Below are 17,628 nucleotides of genomic sequence, written 5' to 3' on the forward strand. Positions count from 1 at the left end.
GCGTCCGTGTGGACGCGAGCTTACGGGGCGGCGACGGTCAGGGCGGAGCGGCGGGGGGCCGCGAAGCCGTCCAGATCGGCGCGGGTGAGGCCGGTGAGATGGGCTACCTCGGCGTTGTCGAGGGCGCCGCAGTCCAGGCCGCGCAGCAGATAGCCGCTGAGCGCCTTGGCGGTGGCGGGCTCGTCCATCACATCGCCGCCGGCCTGGTTGGCGTAGGCGGCCAGCCGGGCGGCCGCCTGCTCGTAGCCCTCCCGGTAGAAGGCGTACACGGCGGCGTAGCGAGTGGGCAGATGGCCGGGGTGCATATCCCAGCCCTGGTAGTAGGCGCGGGACAGGGAGCGCCGCACCAGGCGGTGGTGGAGCCGCCACGCCTCATGTACCTGGGCGGTGGGTCCCACCGGGAGGACATTGGTGGAGCCGTCGGAGAGCCGGACACCGGTCCCCGCGGCGGCGACCTGCATCACGGCCTTGGCGTGGTCAGCGGCCGGGTGGTCCATGGACTGGTAGGCGGCGCTGACTCCGCAGCAGGCGCTGTAGTCGAAGGTGCCGTAGTGCAGTCCGGTGGCGCGGCCCTCGGCCGCGCCAATCATCCGGGCCACGGTGGCCCGGCCGTCGGCGCCGAGGATGGACTGGCTGGTCTCGATCTGGATCTCAAAGCCGATACGGCCGGGCCTGAGGCCCCGGGCCTTCTCGAACTGCTCGCACAGCCGCACCATCGCGGTGACCTGCTCGGCGTAGGTGACTTTGGGGAGGGTCAGGACAAGCCCCCCGGGCAGCTCACCGGCTTCCATCAAGCCGGTGAGGAAGATGTCCAGGGTGCGGATGCCACGGTCCCGGACGGGGGCCTCCATGCACTTGAGCCGGATGCCCAGATAAGGCGGCACCCTGGCCGGGTCGCCGTCCGCGAAGGCCTCGGTCACCAGCGTGGCGGCGCGGGCCGCGGCGGCGTCCTCCTCGGCGTCGGGGCGGTTGCCGTAGCCGTCCTCGAAGTCGATGCGCAGGTCTTCAATGGGCTCGCGCTGCAGTTTGGCCCGTACCCGCTCATGGACCGGACCGGCCAGCTCGTCGTCCAGACCGAGGGCGCCCGCCAGCGCACCGGCGTCCGGAGCGTGCTCATCGAGCAGTGCGAGGGCCTGATCGCCCCAGGAGCGCACGGTGCCGGCGGTGAAGACATCAGCGGGGACGTACACGGTGTGCACCGGCTGCCGGGTGCCCGGGTCGCCCGGGTAGCGGCGCTCCAGCTCGGCGTCGACGGCTGCCAGCGAGGCCCCGATCTCCTCCCGTACGGAGCTCTCGAAGGTGGTCGCGACCGTCTCGCCCTGCGTCATCAGCACTCCCTGCAATCAACAAAACGTTGAAGTTGTCTCTGGGTGGACGCTAAACCTCCGCTGACCTGCGCGTCAACACCCTCAGCCCCGGAAGCCCAGCCCCCAGGCGAGTCCCAGACCCAGCGGCACGGCCAGGACACACAGCCGCAGCAGCATGTCCCCGGCCCGTGCTCCGACCCGTCCCCCGGGCCACTCAATGCGCCGTACCGCGCTCGGCTGCTCCCCGGGCAGCGGGCTGCCGGTGGCGGCCGCGGCGGTACGGGCGAGCAGCAGCGCGGCCCGGCCGGTCGGCGACAACCCGGGCGCTCCTGCGGCACCGGGCTTGTCCGGAACGGAGCCCGGTCGGTGGTCCCGGACGCCGAGCCGGTCGAGATACGGCTGCCAGCGTTCCTCCCAGAGCCCGGTCAGCGGCTCGTCCTGGTCGGGCTCCCGCTCCTCGCGCGCCCGGTCGGCGGCGGCCTGCCTGGCCAGATCCGTACGGAGCCCGTCGGCTACCGCGCCGGGGTCCAGGCCGGCGAGCGACCCGACGGTCAGCCCGTCGTAGCGGGAGGGCCAGGCCCGTACCCGGTCAAGGCCGAGGGCCACATCGCAGGGGGCGGGGACGGCGACCCCGGTGAACTCCAGCTCCAGCCGCCGGGCGCTGGCCAGCCCGGCCGCCGCCCAGGCCCGCACATCGTCGGCGGTCACCGTCAGTTCGGCGGGGATACGGCCGGGGTGCGGGGTCAGCGAGGGCACGGCCGTCCCGAGCGAGTCCGCCAGCTCCGAGAGCAGTTCGTGCCGGGACCGCCCGGTATCCCGGGCGTCGCTGTCGCCGGTGTCCTCCGCCGCGCGGGGCTCGGCGCCGCTCAGTACGGCGGCGGTGCGCTCGTCGTGCAGCACCAGCTGTGGCCCTGCGGCCCGTTCCCCGGCCGAGCCGGCGCCTTCGTCCGGAATCGCGCCGACGCCGATGGCCGCCAGCGCCTCGGGCTCCCGGTCCGCCGCGACCAGCAGCGCCCGGGCGGAACGTATCGCCGCCGCCGACCGCGTGGCACCGAGCAGCCGCACTCCGGGAGCCTCGATATCCACGCGCAGGGCCGGGCCGTCAACGTCCGCCTTCGCCGCGGGTCCCGCGGGACCCGCGGGAAACACTGCCGTGGCCCGGCCGGGCGCCAGAACGAGCCAGCCGCCGCCTTCGGGCCGGGTACCACGCCTGCGCAGCGGCCGCGCCAGCAGGCTGAGCAGAAGAATTGCCACGCTGCCGCCGGCGACCCAGTCCAGCGGGATGCCGGTGGCCCAGTGGAGCACGCCCAGGAGAACAAGCGCGAACACAAGACGTGCTCCCGTACCGGGGAGTCCCGACTCCGGCTTGCCCCACAGCCGGGCTCCCTCGGGCAGCCACACGTACATCCTGTTGTCAACTCCTCGGCGCTGAAGGGCCGGAGCTTGCAGCTCGTGTCCGTCGATGTCGCCAATGACTCAGCGTCATCCACGCCTGCGGCCGCTTCGTGCCTTCTTCGGCTCCCGAACTGCTCCGCAGCGTAGTGACGGCGTTTCGTGCCGTCCAATCGGAGGAAACCCCGCGCCAACGGCCGGGGCCGGACATGCGCGCATGTCCGGCCCCGGCCGCTGATGAGCCTGTCGAGAAACCAACTCGGTCAGCCCTTACGGGTCTTGACCTCCTCGGTGAGCTGCGGGACGACCTCGAAGAGGTCACCGACGACGCCGTAGTCGACCAGGTCGAAGATCGGGGCCTCGGCGTCCTTGTTGATGGCCACGATCGTCTTCGAGGTCTGCATACCGGCGCGGTGCTGGATCGCGCCGGAGATGCCCGCCGCGATGTAGAGCTGCGGCGAGACGGTCTTGCCGGTCTGGCCGACCTGGCTGGTGTGCGGGTACCAGCCGGCGTCCACCGCGGCGCGGGAGGCACCGACGGCCGCGCCGAGCGAGTCGGCCAGGGCCTCGATGAGGGGGAAGTTCTCGGCGCCGTTGATGCCACGGCCGGCGGAGACCACGATGGCGGCCTCGGTCAGCTCGGGACGGCCGGTCGACTCACGCGGGGTGCGGGAGACGACCTTGGTGCCGGTGGACTTCGCACCGAAGGACACCGCGAGCTGCTCCACGGTCCCGGCGGCCGGGGCGGCCTCGGGGGCGGCGGAGTTGGGCTTCACGGTGATGACCGGGGTGCCCTTGGAGACCCGGGACTTGGTGGTGAAGGCGGCCGCGAAGACCGACTGGGTCGCCACCGGGCCCTCGTCACCGGCCTCCAGGTCGGTGGCGTCGGTGATGATGCCGGAGCCGATACGGACCGCGAGCCGGGCCGCGATCTCCTTGCCCTCAGCGGAGGACGGGAGAAGGACGGCGGCCGGGGACACGGCGTCATAGGCGGCCTGGAGCGCGTCCACCTTCGGCACGACGAGGTAGTCGGCGAACTCGGGCGCGTCGGCGGCCAGTACCTTGACCGCGCCATGCTCAGCGAGTACCGGGGCGGCCGTGTCGGCACCGGTACCCAGGTGCACGGCGACCGGGTCACCGATGCGGCGGGCCAGGGTCAGCAGTTCGAGGGTCGGCTTGTGGACGGCGCCGTCCACGTGGTCGACGTAGACAAGGACTTCAGCCATGGGAATGCTCCTGCGGGGAAAGTGCGGGCTAGGGGGAGGGCTCGGGCTCAGATGAACTTCTGGCCCGCGAGGAACTCGGCGAGCTGCTTGCCGCCCTCGCCCTCGTCCTTGACGACGGTGCCCGCGGTACGGGCCGGGCGCGCCGTCGCCTCGTCGACCTTGGTCCAGGCGCCCTCGAGGCCGACCTCGTCCGCCTCGATGTCCAGGTCGTCCAGATCCAGGGACTCCACCGGCTTCTTCTTGGCGGCCATGATGCCCTTGAACGACGGGTAGCGGGCCTCGCCGGACTGGTCGGTCACGGAGACGACGGCCGGGAGGGCGGCTTCCAGCTGCTCGGTGGCGGTGTCGCCGTCGCGGCGGCCGGTCACTGTTCCGTTGGCGCCACCCTCGACCGAGACCTCCGACAGCAGCGTCACCTGCGGCACACCCAGCCGCTCGGAGAGGATCGCCGGGAGCACACCCATGGTGCCGTCGGTGGAGGCCATACCGCAGATGACGAGGTCGTAGCCGGTCTTCTCAATGGCCTTGGCGAGCACCAGCGAGGTGCCCATGACATCAGTGCCGTGCAGATCGTCGTCCTCGACGTGCACGGCCTTGTCGGCGCCCATGGACAACGCCTTGCGCAGCGCGTCCTTGGCGTCCTCGGGACCGACGGTGAGTACGGTGATCTCCGCGTCGTCGGCATCGTCGGCGATCTGCAGCGCCTGCTCGACGGCGTACTCGTCGAGCTCCGACAGCAGGCCGTCCACCGCGTCACGGTCAGTGGTCAGGTCCTCGGCGAAGTGCCGGTCGCCGGTGGCGTCGGGCACGTACTTCACACAGACAACGATCCTCAAGCTCACGCCGGCTCTCCTACTGCATCGTCATTACGGGTGCTGCCTTGTGCAGGCAGCATAGGCGCCTGTTGGGGCGGATTCCGGTCGGGTGAACCGGCTCTCCGTACAGTTTATTACTCGCCAGTACACCCAGTGGCTTCCCGGTAATCAAGGCCGGTGAACTGTGACCTTGCCAACGCGGGTCACCTGGGACAACTCAATCACGCAGGGCGTTGAAGCGCCCCTGGTGGTACAGCAGCGGACGGCCCGGTCCGGCGGGGTCGCCCACCGTGACCTCGGCCAGCACCACCCGGTGGTCACCGGCGGGCACCCGGGCCACGACCCGGCAGACCAGCCAGGCCAGCACCCCCTCCAGCACCGGCACACCACACGGCCCCGGGTGCCAGCGAGTGGGCGGGGCGAAGCGGTCGGCACCGCTACGGGCGAACGTGTCGGCCAGCTCCCGCTGGTGCTCACCCAGGATGTGTACGCCCACATGCGTGGCCTCGGAGACCACCGGCCAGCTGGAGGAGCCGGTGCCGATACCGAAAGAGAGCAGTGGCGGATCGGCGGCCACGGAGGTGAGGGAGGTCGCGGTGAAGCCGACGGGCCGACCACCGCCGCTGGCGGTGATCACGGCGACCCCGGCGGCGTGCTGCCGGAAAGCGGCGCGCAACAGATCCGGACCGGTGTCTATGACACCGGCGGCCTGCTCCGCGCTTGGCGCGCTCGTACCACTCACTGAAGGATTCTCACTGAAGGATTCGGTGACCGCATAACGTCACCGTGACGATACTCGCTGAGTACCGTCAAGTGCGCCCGGGCCGATGCGATCTCGGTCACGATCGCGGTCACGCGACGCTCACCCCGTGTCTCAGCCTGCATCTCACATGGCATCTCACATGGCTTCGCCGAGCGCGGCGATGACATCGGCCTTACGCGGCTGCCCGCTCGCGCGCCGGACGATCACTCCGTCCGCGTCCAGCACCAGCACGGTGGGCGTACGCATGATCCCCAGCTCCCGCACCAGCTCAAGACGTGCCTCGGCGTCCACCTCCACATGGGCTACGCCCCCGACCATGCCGGAGATCTCCTGAAGGATCCGCCGGGTGGCCCGGCACGGCTGGCAGAAGGCGCTGGAGAACTGCACCAGCGTGGCCCGCTCGCCCAGCCGGTCGGCTCCGATCGCCCCGGCGTTCAGCCGTGCCCGCTGGTCCCGCTCGCGCACCCGCATCCTTCCGTCGCGCCGTCGATGCCACAGCCCGAAGGCGCTCGCCGCAGCGAGCACCACCACGCACATCACCAGTCCGGTCATCGGTGAGTTCAGCGACCGGCGGTCTGGAAAGATTCCCGGGTATGGAAATCGACGCACGAGGACCGAGGTTCGCGGCGGCCGTGACGACGGTGGTGCTGGCCGTGGTGCTCATCACCGGTGGTGCCGCCTCCGGGACGGCAAGGACCGGAGCGGGCTGGCTGCTGGCCGCGCAGGCACTGGTGTTCGCGATGGGCGTGGTGTTCGGAGTGCAGCGTTCGCCCTACGGGGTGCTCTTCCGTACGGTCGTACGCCCCCGACTGGGCCCGGCGCGGGAGACCGAGGACGCCGCGCCGCCCCGCTTCGCGCAGGCGGTGGGGCTGGTGTTCGCCCTGATCGGAGTGGTGGGCTACCTGGCGGGACCGCTGTGGCTGGGACTTGTGGCGACCGCCTGCGCGCTGGCGGCGGCGTTTTTGAACGCCGTCTTTGGTTACTGCCTGGGGTGTGAGATGTATCTGCTGCTGCGGCGCGCCGGGGGAGCGACCGGGCAATGACGTGACAAGGATCTCCTACCATCGGGGGTAGCCGGGTAAGTTACGCAGACGTAGGTTCAACAGATGCCCACCCGCCGGGAGAACCCTCCCTAGGCAGCCTCAAGAAGGGTCCCCGATATGGCAGAGCTCGTGTACCCGCCGGTCATCGGCGCCGCCCGTACCTTGTTCAAGGCGCTCGATCTGCGATTCGATATCGCGGGCACCGAGAACATCCCACGGCGCGGTGGTGCCGTGCTGGTCAGCAACCACATCGGCTATCTCGACTTTGTGTTCGCGGGGTTCGCCGCCCGGCCCGCCAAACGGCTGGTGCGTTTCATGGCGAAGGAATCGGTCTTCCGTCACAAGGTGTCGGGGCCGCTGATGCGTGCGATGAAACACATTCCGGTGGACCGGGGCGCGGGCGTGGAGGCTTACAAGCACGCCCTGAAGGCGCTGCGCTCGGGGGAGATCATCGGGGTCTTCCCGGAGGCGACGATCTCCCAGTCCTTCACCCTGAAGAACTTCAAGAGCGGCGCCGCGCGGATGGCACAGGAAGCGGGAGTCCCGCTGCTGCCGGTGGCGCTGTGGGGTACTCAGCGGCTGTGGACCAAGGGCCACAAGCGGGACTTCGGCCGTAACCACTTCCCGATCACCATCCGGGTCGGCGAGCAGCTGTCGGCTGATCCGGCGGAGTCCGCGGTGAGCGTCACCGAGCGGCTGCGGGAGCGGGTTCATGAGCTGCTGGAGGCCGCGCAGCGTGCGTATCCGGCGAAGCCGAAGGGCCCCGAGGACTCCTGGTGGCTCCCGGCCCATCTGGGCGGCACGGCCCCCGCCCCGGCCCGAGCCAACTCCTGACGGCGGTGGGCTAGGGGGTGTCTGGTGGGTCTCCGTGGAGGGAGGAGCTGGGGGCACCTCCCAGCGGTAGCTGGGGGAGTCTGGTGCGTGCGATCGCAAGGCGGAGGAGGAAGCCAACCTGGTTGGTTGGCGACCGACGACAACGCGGCTGGGGGCACCTCCCAGACGAAGTCTGGGGGAGTGCGTGCCAGACGCCGCGACGCCGCGGAGACCCACCAGACACCCCCTAATCCTTGGCGGGCTTGCGCCGGACGTACAGCTGTTTGCGTACGCGCGCGACCACCGTTGCGTCCGGCGAAGTGACCGTGGACTCAAACCACGGCAGCGCCTTCGAACCGTCCGCCGTCGCCGAACGGATCTCCTCCAGACGGTCCTCGGTCAGCTTGAACTCGGCGAACACATCGCCCCGGCCGGGCGATACGAAGTCGATCTCACCCGTTTTGTCCCAGACGATGTACTCCTTGCCCAATGAATTGACCACGAGCAGCGCCCAGAAGGGGTCGTTCATCGAGAAGAGCGAGCCACCGAAGTGGGTGCCGAAGTAGTTGCGGTTGAGGCGGCTCAGCCGCAGTCGCACCCGGGCGCTGCTCCAGTCCTCGGCGATATCGAGCACCCGGATACCGGCGAAGCGGTACGGCGGCCACCAGTTCATGGCGCGGCGCAGGGTTTTCGGACTCATCCGGCGTGGCATACGGCGAAGCTACCACGCTTGTTACTCGCAGGTAACCCATGGCCAGGTAACCCATGGCCGTCTCAGATCGCTGAAGTGGTCCGCCAGAGCTCCGCGAGAGCCGGGTCGCCCTCGGTGGTGAGCCCGCTCTCATAGGGCATCCGGTTCCACAGCGCGAGGTACAGCACCTCGGCCGGACCGCTGATCTCGCAGTCCGCCGGTTCCCCGGCGCCCCGGGTGACCTCCGGCGGCTCTGTGGTGATCCGTACGGTCCAGGTCTGCTCCGCGCCCATATCCGTGGCGCGTACCCGCAGCACCTGTGGCCGTTCACTGCGCACCCGGCTCCGCTTCCGGGTGTGGAAGCCCACAAGCAGTTCATCGATACCGTCGGCCGCCACTATGGGATCCACGGGGGAGAGCGCTTGCCCCTCGGCCAGCTCGGCGTCGATGCGGTGGAGCGTAGTCTCATGTGTCTGCCGACGGGCCCAGAAGGTGCGGGGCGAGGGGGAGCCATGCAGAAAGGTCCAGCACCGCAGGTCCTCGGGTGCGGCCGTGAGCCGGTCCACCAGCCGCTGATGCCCGTCCCGGAACCAGGCTCCCAACTCCTCGTCCGGCACGGTCTCCTCACCGAACGGAGCCGCCTCCATAAGCCGCTCGACGACAAAGCGCGTGGCCCAGCGGTGGACCAGCCCCTGGTGGCGCACCAGATCCCGGACCTGCCAGTCGGGGCAGGACGGTACCTCGGCGTCGAACCCGGCCTCCTCGGCCGCGGCGATCAGAGACTGGCCCTCGCGACTGAGAGCGGTGATGAAATCAGCGGTCTCCATGACCCGGATTGTGCCAGTCCCGACTCGCCCCCTGGCTTTGTTTATAGCGGACACAAAGCAAGAATAGAGGGGTGACCCAGATTCGTACCAGGCCGGACAGGGGCCGAAGTGTGCTCGGGCCCGCGCTGGAACTCGTGCACACGGGCCGTGCGCCGACCCGCGCCGTGCTCACCGCCGAGCTCGGTGTGACGCGGGCGACCGCGGGCGCCGTCGCCGCCGAGCTGCAGGCGCTCGGCCTCATCACCGTCGACTCCCGGCCCACGATCGCCGCCGGCACCCAGGGCCGTCCCTCCCACCGGCTGGCCATCGACCCCGAAGGGCCGGTCGTACTCGCCGCCCAGGTGCACTCCGACGGCTTCCGCGCCGCGCTCGTCGGGCTCGGCGGCCGAATCGTCGCCACCGCGCCCGGCTGCGGAACCGTCGCCGCCGACCCGGCCCAAGTCCTCGGCGAAGTCGTCGAAACCGGCGCACAGCTGCTGCGGGACACCGGTCGCCGCTGTGTCGGTGCCGGGCTCGCGGTGCCGTCCGCCGTAGCCGAGCCCGAGGGCACCGCCCTCAACCCCCTCCACCTCGCCTGGCCCGTGGGAGCCCCCGTCCGTGAGGTCTTCACCCAGCGCCTGGCCGACGCGGCCATCCCCGGGCCCGCACCGGACCGTATCGCCACTGGCTTCGCCGCCAACGATGTCAACCTCGGCGCGCTCGCCGAGCATCGCCATGGCGCGGGCCGAGGAGCCCAGCATCTGCTCTGTGTCGCCACCGGCCACCGGGGCGTCGGCGGCGCCCTCGTACTCGACGGCCGGTTGCACACCGGAAGCTCGGGACTGGCCCTGGAGGTCGGCCATCTCACCGTCGACCCGCAGGGACGGCCCTGCCACTGCGGCAGCCGTGGCTGTCTGGATGTGGAGACGGACCCCCTCGCGCTGCTGGAAGCGGCCGGGCGTGACCCGGGCCCGGAGGTCTCCTTGCTGGACCAGGCCCGGGACATGCTCCGCAAGGAGTACGCCATCGATGAAGCGGTGCGCTCAGCCGCCCATTTCCTCATCGACCGGCTCGGACTGGGACTCGCCGGGCTGGTGAACATCCTCAACCCGGACCGCATCATCCTCGGTGGCCTCCACCGTGAGCTGCTGCTGGCCGATGAGGAGCGGCTGCGCGCCGTTGTCGCGGACCGCAGCCTGTGGGGGCGCAGCGGGGGAGTGCCGGTGCTGGCCTGCGCCCTGGACCACAACAGCCTGGTCGGCGCGGCCGAGTTGGCGTGGCAGCCGGTGCTGGACGATCCGCTGCTGCTGCAGGAAGACTGACCTGTATGCACGTACGCCACGGCCGCACCGGTGATCTGCCACTGTGTCAGGACATCGAACGGGCAGCCGGAGCGGCCTTCCGTGACCTGGGCATGGAGGCGATCGCTGACGATGAGCCGCCCACGCTCGATGTCCTGGACGGCTACCGGCGGGCCGGGCGCCTGTGGGTGGCCGCCGACGACCTCACCGACCGGCCGCTGGCCTGTCTGCTGGCCGCCCGGGTCGACGGCTGCACCCACATCGAGCAGCTGTCAGTGCACCCGGACAGCGCCCGGCGCGGCATCGGCCGGGCGCTGCTCGGCCACGCGGCGGCGGCCGAGGGCGGACGGCCGCTGACGCTCACCACCTTCAGCGAGGTGCCCTGGAACGCCCCGTACTACGAGCGCATCGGCTTCCGTCGGCTCGCGGAGAGCGAACTGACGCCAGGACTCAAGAAGATCCAGGCGGCCGAGACCGAGCTGGGGCTCCACCGGTGGCCGCGGGTGTGTATGCGGCGCGCGGGCTGACGTCGTCTGGCGCGCGGTCAGAGGAAGCGGCGCAGCACCCGGTTGAACTCCTCCGGGCGCTCGACACCGGGCAGATGGGCGCAGTCCTCGATCACTTCCAGAACCGCGCCCGGCACCCGGTCCCGGATGAACTCGGCGTCCCTGACCGGCGTATAGGTGTCCTCACGCCCGACGACGACCAGCGTCGGCACCGTGATGGATGTCAGCAGCCCGGTGTAGTCGGGCCGTTCCGCCCGCGCCCGCAGCGCGGCGGCCGCGCCCTCGGGCGGTGCGGCCAGCATCATCGCCCGTACCCGGGCAGTGGCTTCGGTGTGCCGGGGTGCGACCATCTTGCCGATGGCCTCGGCGGTGTAGCCGCCCAGCCCCTCACGCAGCAGCCGGTCGGCCAGCTCGTGGCGCCACCGCTTCCCGGCCTCGGACTCCGCGTACACCGATGTATCGGAGAGGATGAGCGCGCGCACCCGCTGTGGGAAGAGGCGGTAGAACTCCAGGGTGATCTGACCCCCCATCGATACCCCGCCGATGGTGGCCGTCGGCTCGCCCAGATGATCCAGCAGCGCCGCGATATCCTCCGCGAAGAGCGACCATGGCATCGTTCCCGGCAGCACGCCACTGTGCCCGTACCCCCGCAGATCCGGCACGATCACCCGGTACCCGGCCGTGGCGAACTCCTCGAGCTGCGGCGCCCAGAGTGACCGGTCGAAGGGGTGCCCGTGCACCAGCACCAGGGGCTCCCCGCTGCCCTCGTCCTCGTAGGCGATCTCTATTCCGTTGACTGACGCTGAACTGGCCATCGGGAGAGACTAGATCACAGCCCCGGCCCGCGTAGCCTCGTGGACATGATTCCTGCCGAGATCGCCGAGAGCCCCTACGTCAGCCTTGTCACCTTCCGCCGTGACGGCAGCGCTGTGCCCACCCCCGTCTGGGCCGTGGAGGACGCCGGTGAGCTGCTGGTGTGGACCCGGGACGACTCCGGGAAGGTCAAACGGCTGCGCCGGGACAGCAGGGTGACCATCACGCCCTGTGATGTCCGGGGGCGGCACAAGGAGAACGCCGTGACCGTGACGGGGAGCGGCCGACTCATGGACGGGGAAGGGGAGCTGGCCCGGGTGCGCAAGGCGATGCGGCGCAAATACGGCTGGCGGTTCCGGATCGCCGATTCCGGCGGGGCGCTGATCAGAGGCGGCAAGCGGCCGCATATGGGGGTCGCGGTCAGCCTCTGAGCCGGGTACTCCCCGGAGCACGAGAAGCCGCTGGCCGTACGATCAGCCAGGCAGGGCCCGTGCCGGATCCGGGCAGGGTTCGCGCAGTGGGGTGACCGGCGCCGCCACCGGGAGGGTGAACCAGACCACCTTCCCCTCGCCGCCCCGCTGGGCCCGCATTCCCCAGCTCTCACTGACCGCTGCCACCAGGGCCAGGCCACGGCCGCTGGTAGCCAGCGTGGTTGCCGAGCGGACTTCGGGCAGCCGGGGGTCATGGTCGCGCACAGAGACCGTCAACCGGTCCCACAGCAGCACTATTTCCACCGTGCAGTGCTTGTCGGGGCCGGTATGGCGGTGGACATTGGCCAGCAGCTCGGTGATGCCGAGCGCGGCCGTGTCGATCAGCGGGTCCAGATGCCAGTAGCGGAGCTGGGCGGAGACGATGCGGCGTACCTGGCCGATGCGTGACGGCAGTGCCTGGAACTCGACCGCACAGTGCCGACTGGGGTTGGGGCGACTGATCACGACTGCGACTCCCTGGGGCCGGGGCGGCGTGCGTGGAAGGAGGATCCGCCGGAGCAGTGATCCTTAAGTATCAGCGTGATTCAGCTCATATAATTGCGCAAATCGGACGGTGTTCAAGGGTGCACGATGCGTCGCTGTGTGGCAATCTTGGCCGCCCGCTCCCGCGCCTCCCGCACCGCCGCGAGCAGTCGTTCCCGGCTCGGGGCGGCCAGCCGCAGCGCGTAGTGGGTGCCGTTGATCGTCGCCATCGCCCGGTCCCGGGCGGCGTACCAGGGGCTGCTGACCCGCACCTGCTCCACCGGCGCGCTGTCGATCTCCCGGCCATAGCTGGTCAGGAGAACCAGCCGGCCATCGCGGACGAGTACCTGACCACCTCGGGTGAGTGAGCGCAGCCACCGCCCGATCCGCACCCCGGTCGCGTCGAACTCAGGCTCCACCATGGCGCACCGCCTTCCACCCGTGTCGCTGCTCCGCAGCCATCCATGCTTCGCAGTCTGCCCGCGAACCGGCCGGTAGGCCAGGGTCCGCTTATGATCGCCGGGTGAGCATCACCGAGCAGGCAGAAAACAACGGCTCAGGCACGGGGCCGGGCACCGCGATGGCCACCGTCGATGTGGACCGTACCGAGCCTGCCTACCGCGACTGGCTCAAAGAAGCGGTACGCAAGGTCCAGGCCGATGCCAACCGCAGTGCCGACACCCATCTGCTGCTCTTCCCGCTGCCCGAGCGCTGGGGCATCGACCTATATCTCAAAGATGAGTCCACACACCCCACCGGCAGCCTTAAGCACCGGCTGGCCCGGTCGCTCTTCCTCTATGGGCTGTGCAACGGCTGGATCCGCCCCGGCAAGCCGGTCATCGAGGCGTCCAGCGGCTCCACTGCCGTCTCCGAGGCCTACTTCGCCAAGCTGATCGGGGTGCCGTTCATCGCGGTGATGCCACGCACCACCAGCAGCGAGAAGACCCGGCTCATCGAGTTCCACGGCGGCCGGTGCCATCTGGTGGACGACCCGCAGACGGTGTACGAGGTCTCCGCCGCCCTGGCCGCGGAGACCGGCGGACACTATATGGACCAGTTCACTTACGCCGAGCGGGCCACCGACTGGCGTGGCAACAACAACATCGCCGAGTCGATCTACGAGCAGCTGCGGCTGGAGCGCTACCCCGAACCCGCCTGGATTGTGGCGGCCGCGGGTACCGGCGGCACCTCGGCGACCATCGCCCGGTATGTCCACTACATGCAGTACGACACCCGGATCTGTGTGCCCGACCCGGAGAACTCCTGCTTCTTCGACGGCTGGGTCAGGGGCGACCCGGGCGCGGTGAGCGACTGCGGATCCCGGATCGAGGGCATCGGGCGGCCCCGGATGGAGCCGAGCTTCGTGCCCGGTGCCATCGACCGGATGATGAAGGTCCCGGACGCGGCGAGCGTCGCGGCGGTACGGGCGCTGGAGGCCGCCATCGGCCGCAGGGCGGGCGGCTCCACCGGCACCGGGCTGTGGAGCGCGCTGAAGATTGTCGCGGAGATGGTCGCAGGCGGCCGTACGGGCTCGGTCGTCACCCTGATCTGCGACCCGGGCGACCGCTATCTCGACAAGTACTACTCGGACGCGTGGCTGGCGGAGCAGGGGCTGGACATCGCACCGTACTCGGCGGCCATCGAGACCTTCCTGCGGACCGGCGCCTGGCCGGACTAGCCGAACTAGCCGGAGCAGCAGGACGAGCAGGATCAGCCCTGCCCCGCGCCGGGGGAGTTCGGGCTGCGGCCGTAGGCCGCTGGCGCCCCGTCAGTTATCGCTGTCAGACAGCGCGGCAGACCCGGCGGCGGTGGTGGCCGGCGCCACCACCAGCTCGGCCACCCGGTCCTCGATCTCCGCGCGGTCCTCGGCGGTCAGACCCTCATCGGTGATCAGTGTGTCGACCTCCGACAGCGCGGCAAACGAACTGAGGCCCACCGTTCGCCATTTGGTGTGATCGGCGACCACCACGACGCGCCGGGCGGAGCGGATGAAGTGCCGATTGGTCTCCGCCTCCGCCAGATTGGGTGTCGAAAGCCCGGCTTCCACCGAGATGCCATGCACCCCCAGAAAGAGCACATCGAAGTGGAGCGAACTGATCGCGGAGTCCGCCACCGGACCCACCAGCGAATCCGAGGGGGTGCGCACCCCGCCGGTGAGCACCACCGTCGCGGCCCCCGGCGGCGTCCCCGCGCAGTGGAAGACATCGGCGACCCGCACCGAGTTCGTCACCACGGTCAGATGGGGCACCCCGAGCAGCCGCGCCGCCAGCGCATGCGTTGTGGTGCCACCGGAGAGTGCGACCGCGCTGCCCGGCACGGCCAGCGGGGCCGCCGCACGGGCGATGTCCTCCTTCGCGGAAAGCTCCAGGGCCGACTTCGCCTCAAACCCGGGCTCATGGCTGCTCGCCGCCGCCACCGGCACCGCGCCGCCGTGCACCTTCTCCACAACGCCTTGCCGGGCGAGGGCGTCCAGATCCCGGCGCACCGTCATATCGGAGACACGCAGCCTGCGGGTGAGCTCATTGACCCGTACCCCGCCCCGGCGCCGTACCTCTTCCAGGATGAGCGCGCGCCGCTGCTCCGCCAGGAGATTCTGGTTGTCCGTCACCTCGTCCTCCATTCTCCGCGCGCGGCCGCCGGTCGGGCACATCCTCGCACGGGCTCCGGTGACGGTGACTGTCCCGGCAACCGTCACGATTTCGCTTCGCATTCAACGCACAGGGCTGTGCCGGGCCCGGTGCGGCCACGATGCTGGGAGGTAGACACTGTTGGACTTCGGGGGATCTGAACATGTCTGACGTATCCGGGACAGCAGAACCGACTCCACCACCGTGCGGAAAGGAGCAACGGCTCCAACCAGCGCTGGAACTCCTGGTGCACGGGGTCGGTGGCACCACACCGAAGGACATGCTCGGCGACCCCCACACCGTCCGGGTCACCGGGGACAACACCGCGGGCATCCACCGGCGAGCGGCGGACGCCGAGGCCGAGGAGCAGCGACAGAAGTCCGCCGGGCGGCCCGTCCCGGAGGCGTACTGCTGGTCCAACCTCACCTCCGGGAACGGCGCCCGTGCCCTGTGGCTCATCCTGCTGCCGTTCATGATCGCCAACCTCGCGCACTGGATGCGCCCCGCCGCGCCGCGGAACCATCCCGCCCAGCGGATCTACTCCGTACTGGTCCGGCTCGTCGCCCTCTCGCTGACCGTGGTGCTCACCGCCGCCGCCTGCGAGATCGCGCTCGACCTCGTCGCGTGGCAGTGCGCGGGATCGGCCCGCTGTGCACAGGACAGGTCCTGGCTCTCCTTCCTCGCCGCCGACGCGGGTGGCTGGTGGAGCCTGCCCGGGCGCCGACTGGCCGTCGCCGCGCTGCTGCCGGCCGCACTGACGGGTCTGCTGTGGTGGCTCTCGCACCGCACCTGGAGCGCGTACGAGTCGGCCTCACCGCCCCCGCGCACCCCCGGCCCGGCGCACGCCCTGCCGGAGGAGGAGACCCCGCCGCTCAGCCTGCCCGGCTTCTGGTACGGCCGACGGCTGGTTTCCCGGCTGCGCGCCGCGCACACCGCCGCCGGGCTCCTCACCATCGCCACGGCACTCCGGTTCGCCGCCGCGCAGTATGACGACCGGCCGGGTGGCAGCGCCCAGCTCGCCGCTCTCGGCTGGCTGCTGGGTCTGCTCTGTGTGGCCGACTGGGCATGGGTGCTCTGGGTGGTGATCCGCCGTGGCCGTACCGAGGCCGAGGCCGACGAGAAGCTGGACCGGCTGGCCACGCAGGGACTGCCCTGGGGGACGCTGGCTCTGCTGCTGCTGATCGTGGTGCACACCGCCTGGGACAGGCCCGGCTGGGAATCCACCGCCCAACTCCCCGGCACCGAGGTCTTCGCGGTGAGCGCTCTCACCCAGGGCGTGCTGATCGCCGCCATCGCCATGGCCGCCCTGGTGCTTCATCGCCGGGCGCCCGCCGGTCACCGCAGTGCGATGTACGGGCTCGGCGGTGCGGCCGTCGCCCTGCTGGCGTGCGCGCTGGGCGGGGTACTCTCCGGTGGGCTCGCACAGCGCGTCGCCGAAGGTCTGGGCCCCCGCTCCTCCGAGGGCGGGAGCGAGGGGCCGATCGCCGGACCCCCGGTCCTGCTCACCTGGCAGGCGGCGGTGATCCCCGTCCTTGTCATGGTCGTCGCGCTCTTCGCGGTGGTCTCGGCGGTACGGGTGTGGCGGGCGCGGGCGCGCCTCGCGCCCGGCATCGTGGAGTCCTACCCAGGAGAGAACGAAGAGGTCAAGACCCGCAGCACCCGCATCGCGGGCACCATCGCCCGGGCCCGGCTCACCGACTCCGCCCCCGTGCTCATCGGCGCGATCACGCTGCTGACCCTGCTCCTTGGCGCGGGCGCCGTCCTCGGCGCCACCCTCTCCGGACAGACCCCGGGCGAGGCCGCCCGTGGCGCTGCCGCCCCGCTGCCCGCCCTGGGCGCACTGGCCCAGGGAATCGGCTCCTGGCTGATGGGGGCTCTGGTCATAGTGTTCATCGCCATGGGCCGCCGGGCCTACCGCGATCCCAGTGCCCGCCGCACCGTGGGGATCCTGTGGGATGTGGGCACCTTCTGGCCGCGCGCCGCCCACCCCTTCGCCCCGCCCTGCTACGCGGAGCGGGCCGTGCCGGACCTCAGCTGGCGGATGGGCACCTGGACCGAGCTCACCGGCGGACGGATCGTCATCTCCGGCCACTCCCAGGGGAGTGTGCTGGCCGCCGCGGCGGTCTGGCAGCTCGACCCGGCGACCCGCAGCCGGGTGGCACTGCTCACCTACGGCTCCCCGCTGGAGCGGCTGTACGGACGCTGGTTCCCCACCTGCTTCGGGCCGACCGCGCTGCGCGCGCTGCATCGGGAGGTGAGCTGCTGGCGTAATCTGTGGCGGCTGACCGACCCGATCGGCGGTCCCGTCAAGGTGGGTGGGAGCCCCGGTCCGGAGGTGGACTGCGGTCCGCTCAAGGACCCGCTGCGCTACGGCCGTACGCTGCGCCACCCGCTGCCCGCACCCATCCTCGGGCACGGCGACTACCAGGCCGACCCGGTCTTCGACCAGGAGCGAGGCGGCCTGCTGGCCCGGTTGAGTACCTGGACCGTGACCGAGCCGTACACCACGCCGGTGACCAGGACGCCCGTAACCCGGGAAGCACCACGGATTCCACCCAGCCGGCGGCCGGAG

18 protein-coding genes and 1 pseudogene are annotated in these 17,628 nt (G+C 70.7%); 7 read left to right on the plus strand and 12 right to left on the minus strand.

Going from position 1 to position 17,628, the window contains the following annotated elements; translation table 11 throughout:
- Positions 1–20: 20 nt before the first annotated feature.
- The 6 genes from test1122_RS25195 to test1122_RS25220 all read right to left on the minus strand — a co-directional run bounded on the left by test1122_RS25195 (position 21) and on the right by test1122_RS25220 (position 6,055).
- Complete coding sequence (locus tag test1122_RS25195; RefSeq protein ID WP_232271462.1) at positions 21–1,328, minus strand: DUF6986 family protein; 1,308 nt, start codon at positions 1,326–1,328, stop codon at positions 21–23.
- Between the two features lie 81 nt (positions 1,329–1,409).
- The gene (locus test1122_RS25200) at positions 1,410–2,714 is read right to left on the minus strand and encodes a hypothetical protein (RefSeq protein ID WP_232271463.1); all 1,305 of its coding nucleotides are present in this window, start codon (positions 2,712–2,714) and stop codon (positions 1,410–1,412) included.
- Positions 2,715–2,962: 248 nt separating this feature from the next.
- Entirely contained in the window at positions 2,963–3,925 is a 963-nt protein-coding gene (locus test1122_RS25205) for an electron transfer flavoprotein subunit alpha/FixB family protein (protein WP_232271464.1), read from the minus strand.
- 47 nt (positions 3,926–3,972) lie between these two features.
- On the minus strand, positions 3,973–4,767 hold the full coding sequence (locus test1122_RS25210) for an electron transfer flavoprotein subunit beta/FixA family protein (protein WP_232271465.1): 795 nt from the start codon (positions 4,765–4,767) through the stop codon (positions 3,973–3,975).
- A gap of 190 nt (positions 4,768–4,957) precedes the next feature.
- Complete coding sequence (locus test1122_RS25215) at positions 4,958–5,482, minus strand: flavin reductase family protein (RefSeq protein ID WP_232271466.1); 525 nt, start codon at positions 5,480–5,482, stop codon at positions 4,958–4,960.
- Positions 5,483–5,638: 156 nt separating this feature from the next.
- Entirely contained in the window at positions 5,639–6,055 is a 417-nt protein-coding gene (locus test1122_RS25220; RefSeq protein WP_232271467.1) for a thioredoxin family protein, read from the minus strand.
- 41 nt (positions 6,056–6,096) lie between these two features.
- Between test1122_RS25220 and test1122_RS25225 the strand changes: the two genes are divergently transcribed.
- Entirely contained in the window at positions 6,097–6,546 is a 450-nt protein-coding gene (locus test1122_RS25225) for a DUF4395 domain-containing protein (RefSeq protein WP_232271468.1), read from the plus strand.
- Between the two features lie 117 nt (positions 6,547–6,663).
- Positions 6,664–7,380 (plus strand): lysophospholipid acyltransferase family protein, encoded by a 717-nt coding sequence (locus tag test1122_RS25230; protein ID WP_232271469.1) that lies wholly within the window; start codon positions 6,664–6,666, stop codon positions 7,378–7,380.
- A 226-nt stretch (positions 7,381–7,606) separates the two neighbouring features.
- On the opposite strand, the gene test1122_RS25235 is transcribed toward test1122_RS25230, so the two are convergent.
- Both test1122_RS25235 and test1122_RS25240 read right to left on the minus strand, forming a co-directional pair.
- Complete coding sequence (locus tag test1122_RS25235) at positions 7,607–8,059, minus strand: DUF4442 domain-containing protein (RefSeq protein ID WP_232271470.1); 453 nt, start codon at positions 8,057–8,059, stop codon at positions 7,607–7,609.
- Positions 8,060–8,133: 74 nt separating this feature from the next.
- Complete coding sequence (locus tag test1122_RS25240) at positions 8,134–8,877, minus strand: maleylpyruvate isomerase family mycothiol-dependent enzyme (protein ID WP_232271471.1); 744 nt, start codon at positions 8,875–8,877, stop codon at positions 8,134–8,136.
- Between the two features lie 71 nt (positions 8,878–8,948).
- Here test1122_RS25240 and test1122_RS25245 point away from each other — a divergent pair, with 71 nt between their 5' ends.
- Complete coding sequence (locus tag test1122_RS25245) at positions 8,949–10,178, plus strand: ROK family protein (RefSeq protein ID WP_232271472.1); 1,230 nt, start codon at positions 8,949–8,951, stop codon at positions 10,176–10,178.
- 5 nt (positions 10,179–10,183) lie between these two features.
- Positions 10,184–10,684 carry a GNAT family N-acetyltransferase gene (locus tag test1122_RS25250; RefSeq protein ID WP_232271473.1) on the plus strand — a complete coding sequence of 167 codons (501 nt, stop codon included), beginning with the start codon at positions 10,184–10,186 and terminating at the stop codon, positions 10,682–10,684.
- A gap of 17 nt (positions 10,685–10,701) precedes the next feature.
- On the opposite strand, the gene test1122_RS25255 is transcribed toward test1122_RS25250, so the two are convergent.
- On the minus strand, positions 10,702–11,478 hold the full coding sequence (locus tag test1122_RS25255) for an alpha/beta fold hydrolase (RefSeq protein ID WP_232271474.1): 777 nt from the start codon (positions 11,476–11,478) through the stop codon (positions 10,702–10,704).
- 45 nt (positions 11,479–11,523) lie between these two features.
- On the opposite strand from test1122_RS25255, the gene test1122_RS25260 reads away from it, so the two are divergent.
- Positions 11,524–11,907: a PPOX class F420-dependent oxidoreductase gene (locus tag test1122_RS25260; protein WP_232271475.1), complete on the plus strand. Its 384-nt coding sequence runs from the start codon at positions 11,524–11,526 to the stop codon at positions 11,905–11,907.
- Between the two features lie 42 nt (positions 11,908–11,949).
- On the opposite strand, the gene test1122_RS25265 is transcribed toward test1122_RS25260, so the two are convergent.
- The gene (locus tag test1122_RS25265) at positions 11,950–12,411 is read right to left on the minus strand and encodes an ATP-binding protein (protein ID WP_232271476.1); all 462 of its coding nucleotides are present in this window, start codon (positions 12,409–12,411) and stop codon (positions 11,950–11,952) included.
- Positions 12,412–12,524: 113 nt separating this feature from the next.
- Positions 12,525–12,851: a hypothetical protein gene (locus test1122_RS25270; RefSeq protein ID WP_232271477.1), complete on the minus strand. Its 327-nt coding sequence runs from the start codon at positions 12,849–12,851 to the stop codon at positions 12,525–12,527.
- A gap of 158 nt (positions 12,852–13,009) precedes the next feature.
- Here test1122_RS25270 and cds1 point away from each other — a divergent pair, with 158 nt between their 5' ends.
- Positions 13,010–14,107 (plus strand): L-cysteine desulfhydrase Cds1, encoded by a 1,098-nt coding sequence (gene cds1, locus test1122_RS25275; RefSeq protein ID WP_232272070.1) that lies wholly within the window; start codon positions 13,010–13,012, stop codon positions 14,105–14,107.
- Between the two features lie 90 nt (positions 14,108–14,197).
- Here the strand turns inward: cds1 and test1122_RS25280 are convergent, their stop codons facing one another.
- Positions 14,198–15,037: a DeoR/GlpR family DNA-binding transcription regulator gene (locus tag test1122_RS25280; protein WP_232271478.1), complete on the minus strand. Its 840-nt coding sequence runs from the start codon at positions 15,035–15,037 to the stop codon at positions 14,198–14,200.
- 182 nt (positions 15,038–15,219) lie between these two features.
- Between test1122_RS25280 and test1122_RS25285 the strand changes: the two are divergent.
- A pseudogene (locus tag test1122_RS25285) lies at positions 15,220–17,532 on the plus strand (hypothetical protein); the annotation flags it as partial.
- Between the last annotated feature and the right edge of the window lie 96 nt (positions 17,533–17,628).

The organism is Streptomyces gobiensis, assembly GCF_021216675.1.
In the GTDB taxonomy this organism is placed as follows: Bacteria; Actinomycetota; Actinomycetes; order Streptomycetales; family Streptomycetaceae; genus Streptomyces; species Streptomyces gobiensis.

Coding starts and splice junctions, on each gene's coding strand:
- test1122_RS25195 (WP_232271462.1), bottom strand. CDS start 1,328: ATGACGCAGGGCGAGACGGTCGCGACCACCTTCGAGAGCTCCGTACGG.
- test1122_RS25200 (WP_232271463.1), bottom strand. CDS start 2,714: ATGTACGTGTGGCTGCCCGAGGGAGCCCGGCTGTGGGGCAAGCCGGAG.
- test1122_RS25205 (WP_232271464.1), bottom strand. CDS start 3,925: ATGGCTGAAGTCCTTGTCTACGTCGACCACGTGGACGGCGCCGTCCAC.
- test1122_RS25220 (WP_232271467.1), bottom strand. CDS start 6,055: ATGACCGGACTGGTGATGTGCGTGGTGGTGCTCGCTGCGGCGAGCGCC.
- test1122_RS25225 (WP_232271468.1), top strand. CDS start 6,097: ATGGAAATCGACGCACGAGGACCGAGGTTCGCGGCGGCCGTGACGACG.
- test1122_RS25230 (WP_232271469.1), top strand. CDS start 6,664: ATGGCAGAGCTCGTGTACCCGCCGGTCATCGGCGCCGCCCGTACCTTG.
- test1122_RS25235 (WP_232271470.1), bottom strand. CDS start 8,059: ATGAGTCCGAAAACCCTGCGCCGCGCCATGAACTGGTGGCCGCCGTAC.
- test1122_RS25240 (WP_232271471.1), bottom strand. CDS start 8,877: ATGGAGACCGCTGATTTCATCACCGCTCTCAGTCGCGAGGGCCAGTCT.
- test1122_RS25250 (WP_232271473.1), top strand. CDS start 10,184: ATGCACGTACGCCACGGCCGCACCGGTGATCTGCCACTGTGTCAGGAC.
- test1122_RS25255 (WP_232271474.1), bottom strand. CDS start 11,478: ATGGCCAGTTCAGCGTCAGTCAACGGAATAGAGATCGCCTACGAGGAC.
- test1122_RS25260 (WP_232271475.1), top strand. CDS start 11,524: ATGATTCCTGCCGAGATCGCCGAGAGCCCCTACGTCAGCCTTGTCACC.
- test1122_RS25270 (WP_232271477.1), bottom strand. CDS start 12,851: ATGGTGGAGCCTGAGTTCGACGCGACCGGGGTGCGGATCGGGCGGTGG.
- cds1 (WP_232272070.1), top strand. CDS start 13,010: ATGGCCACCGTCGATGTGGACCGTACCGAGCCTGCCTACCGCGACTGG.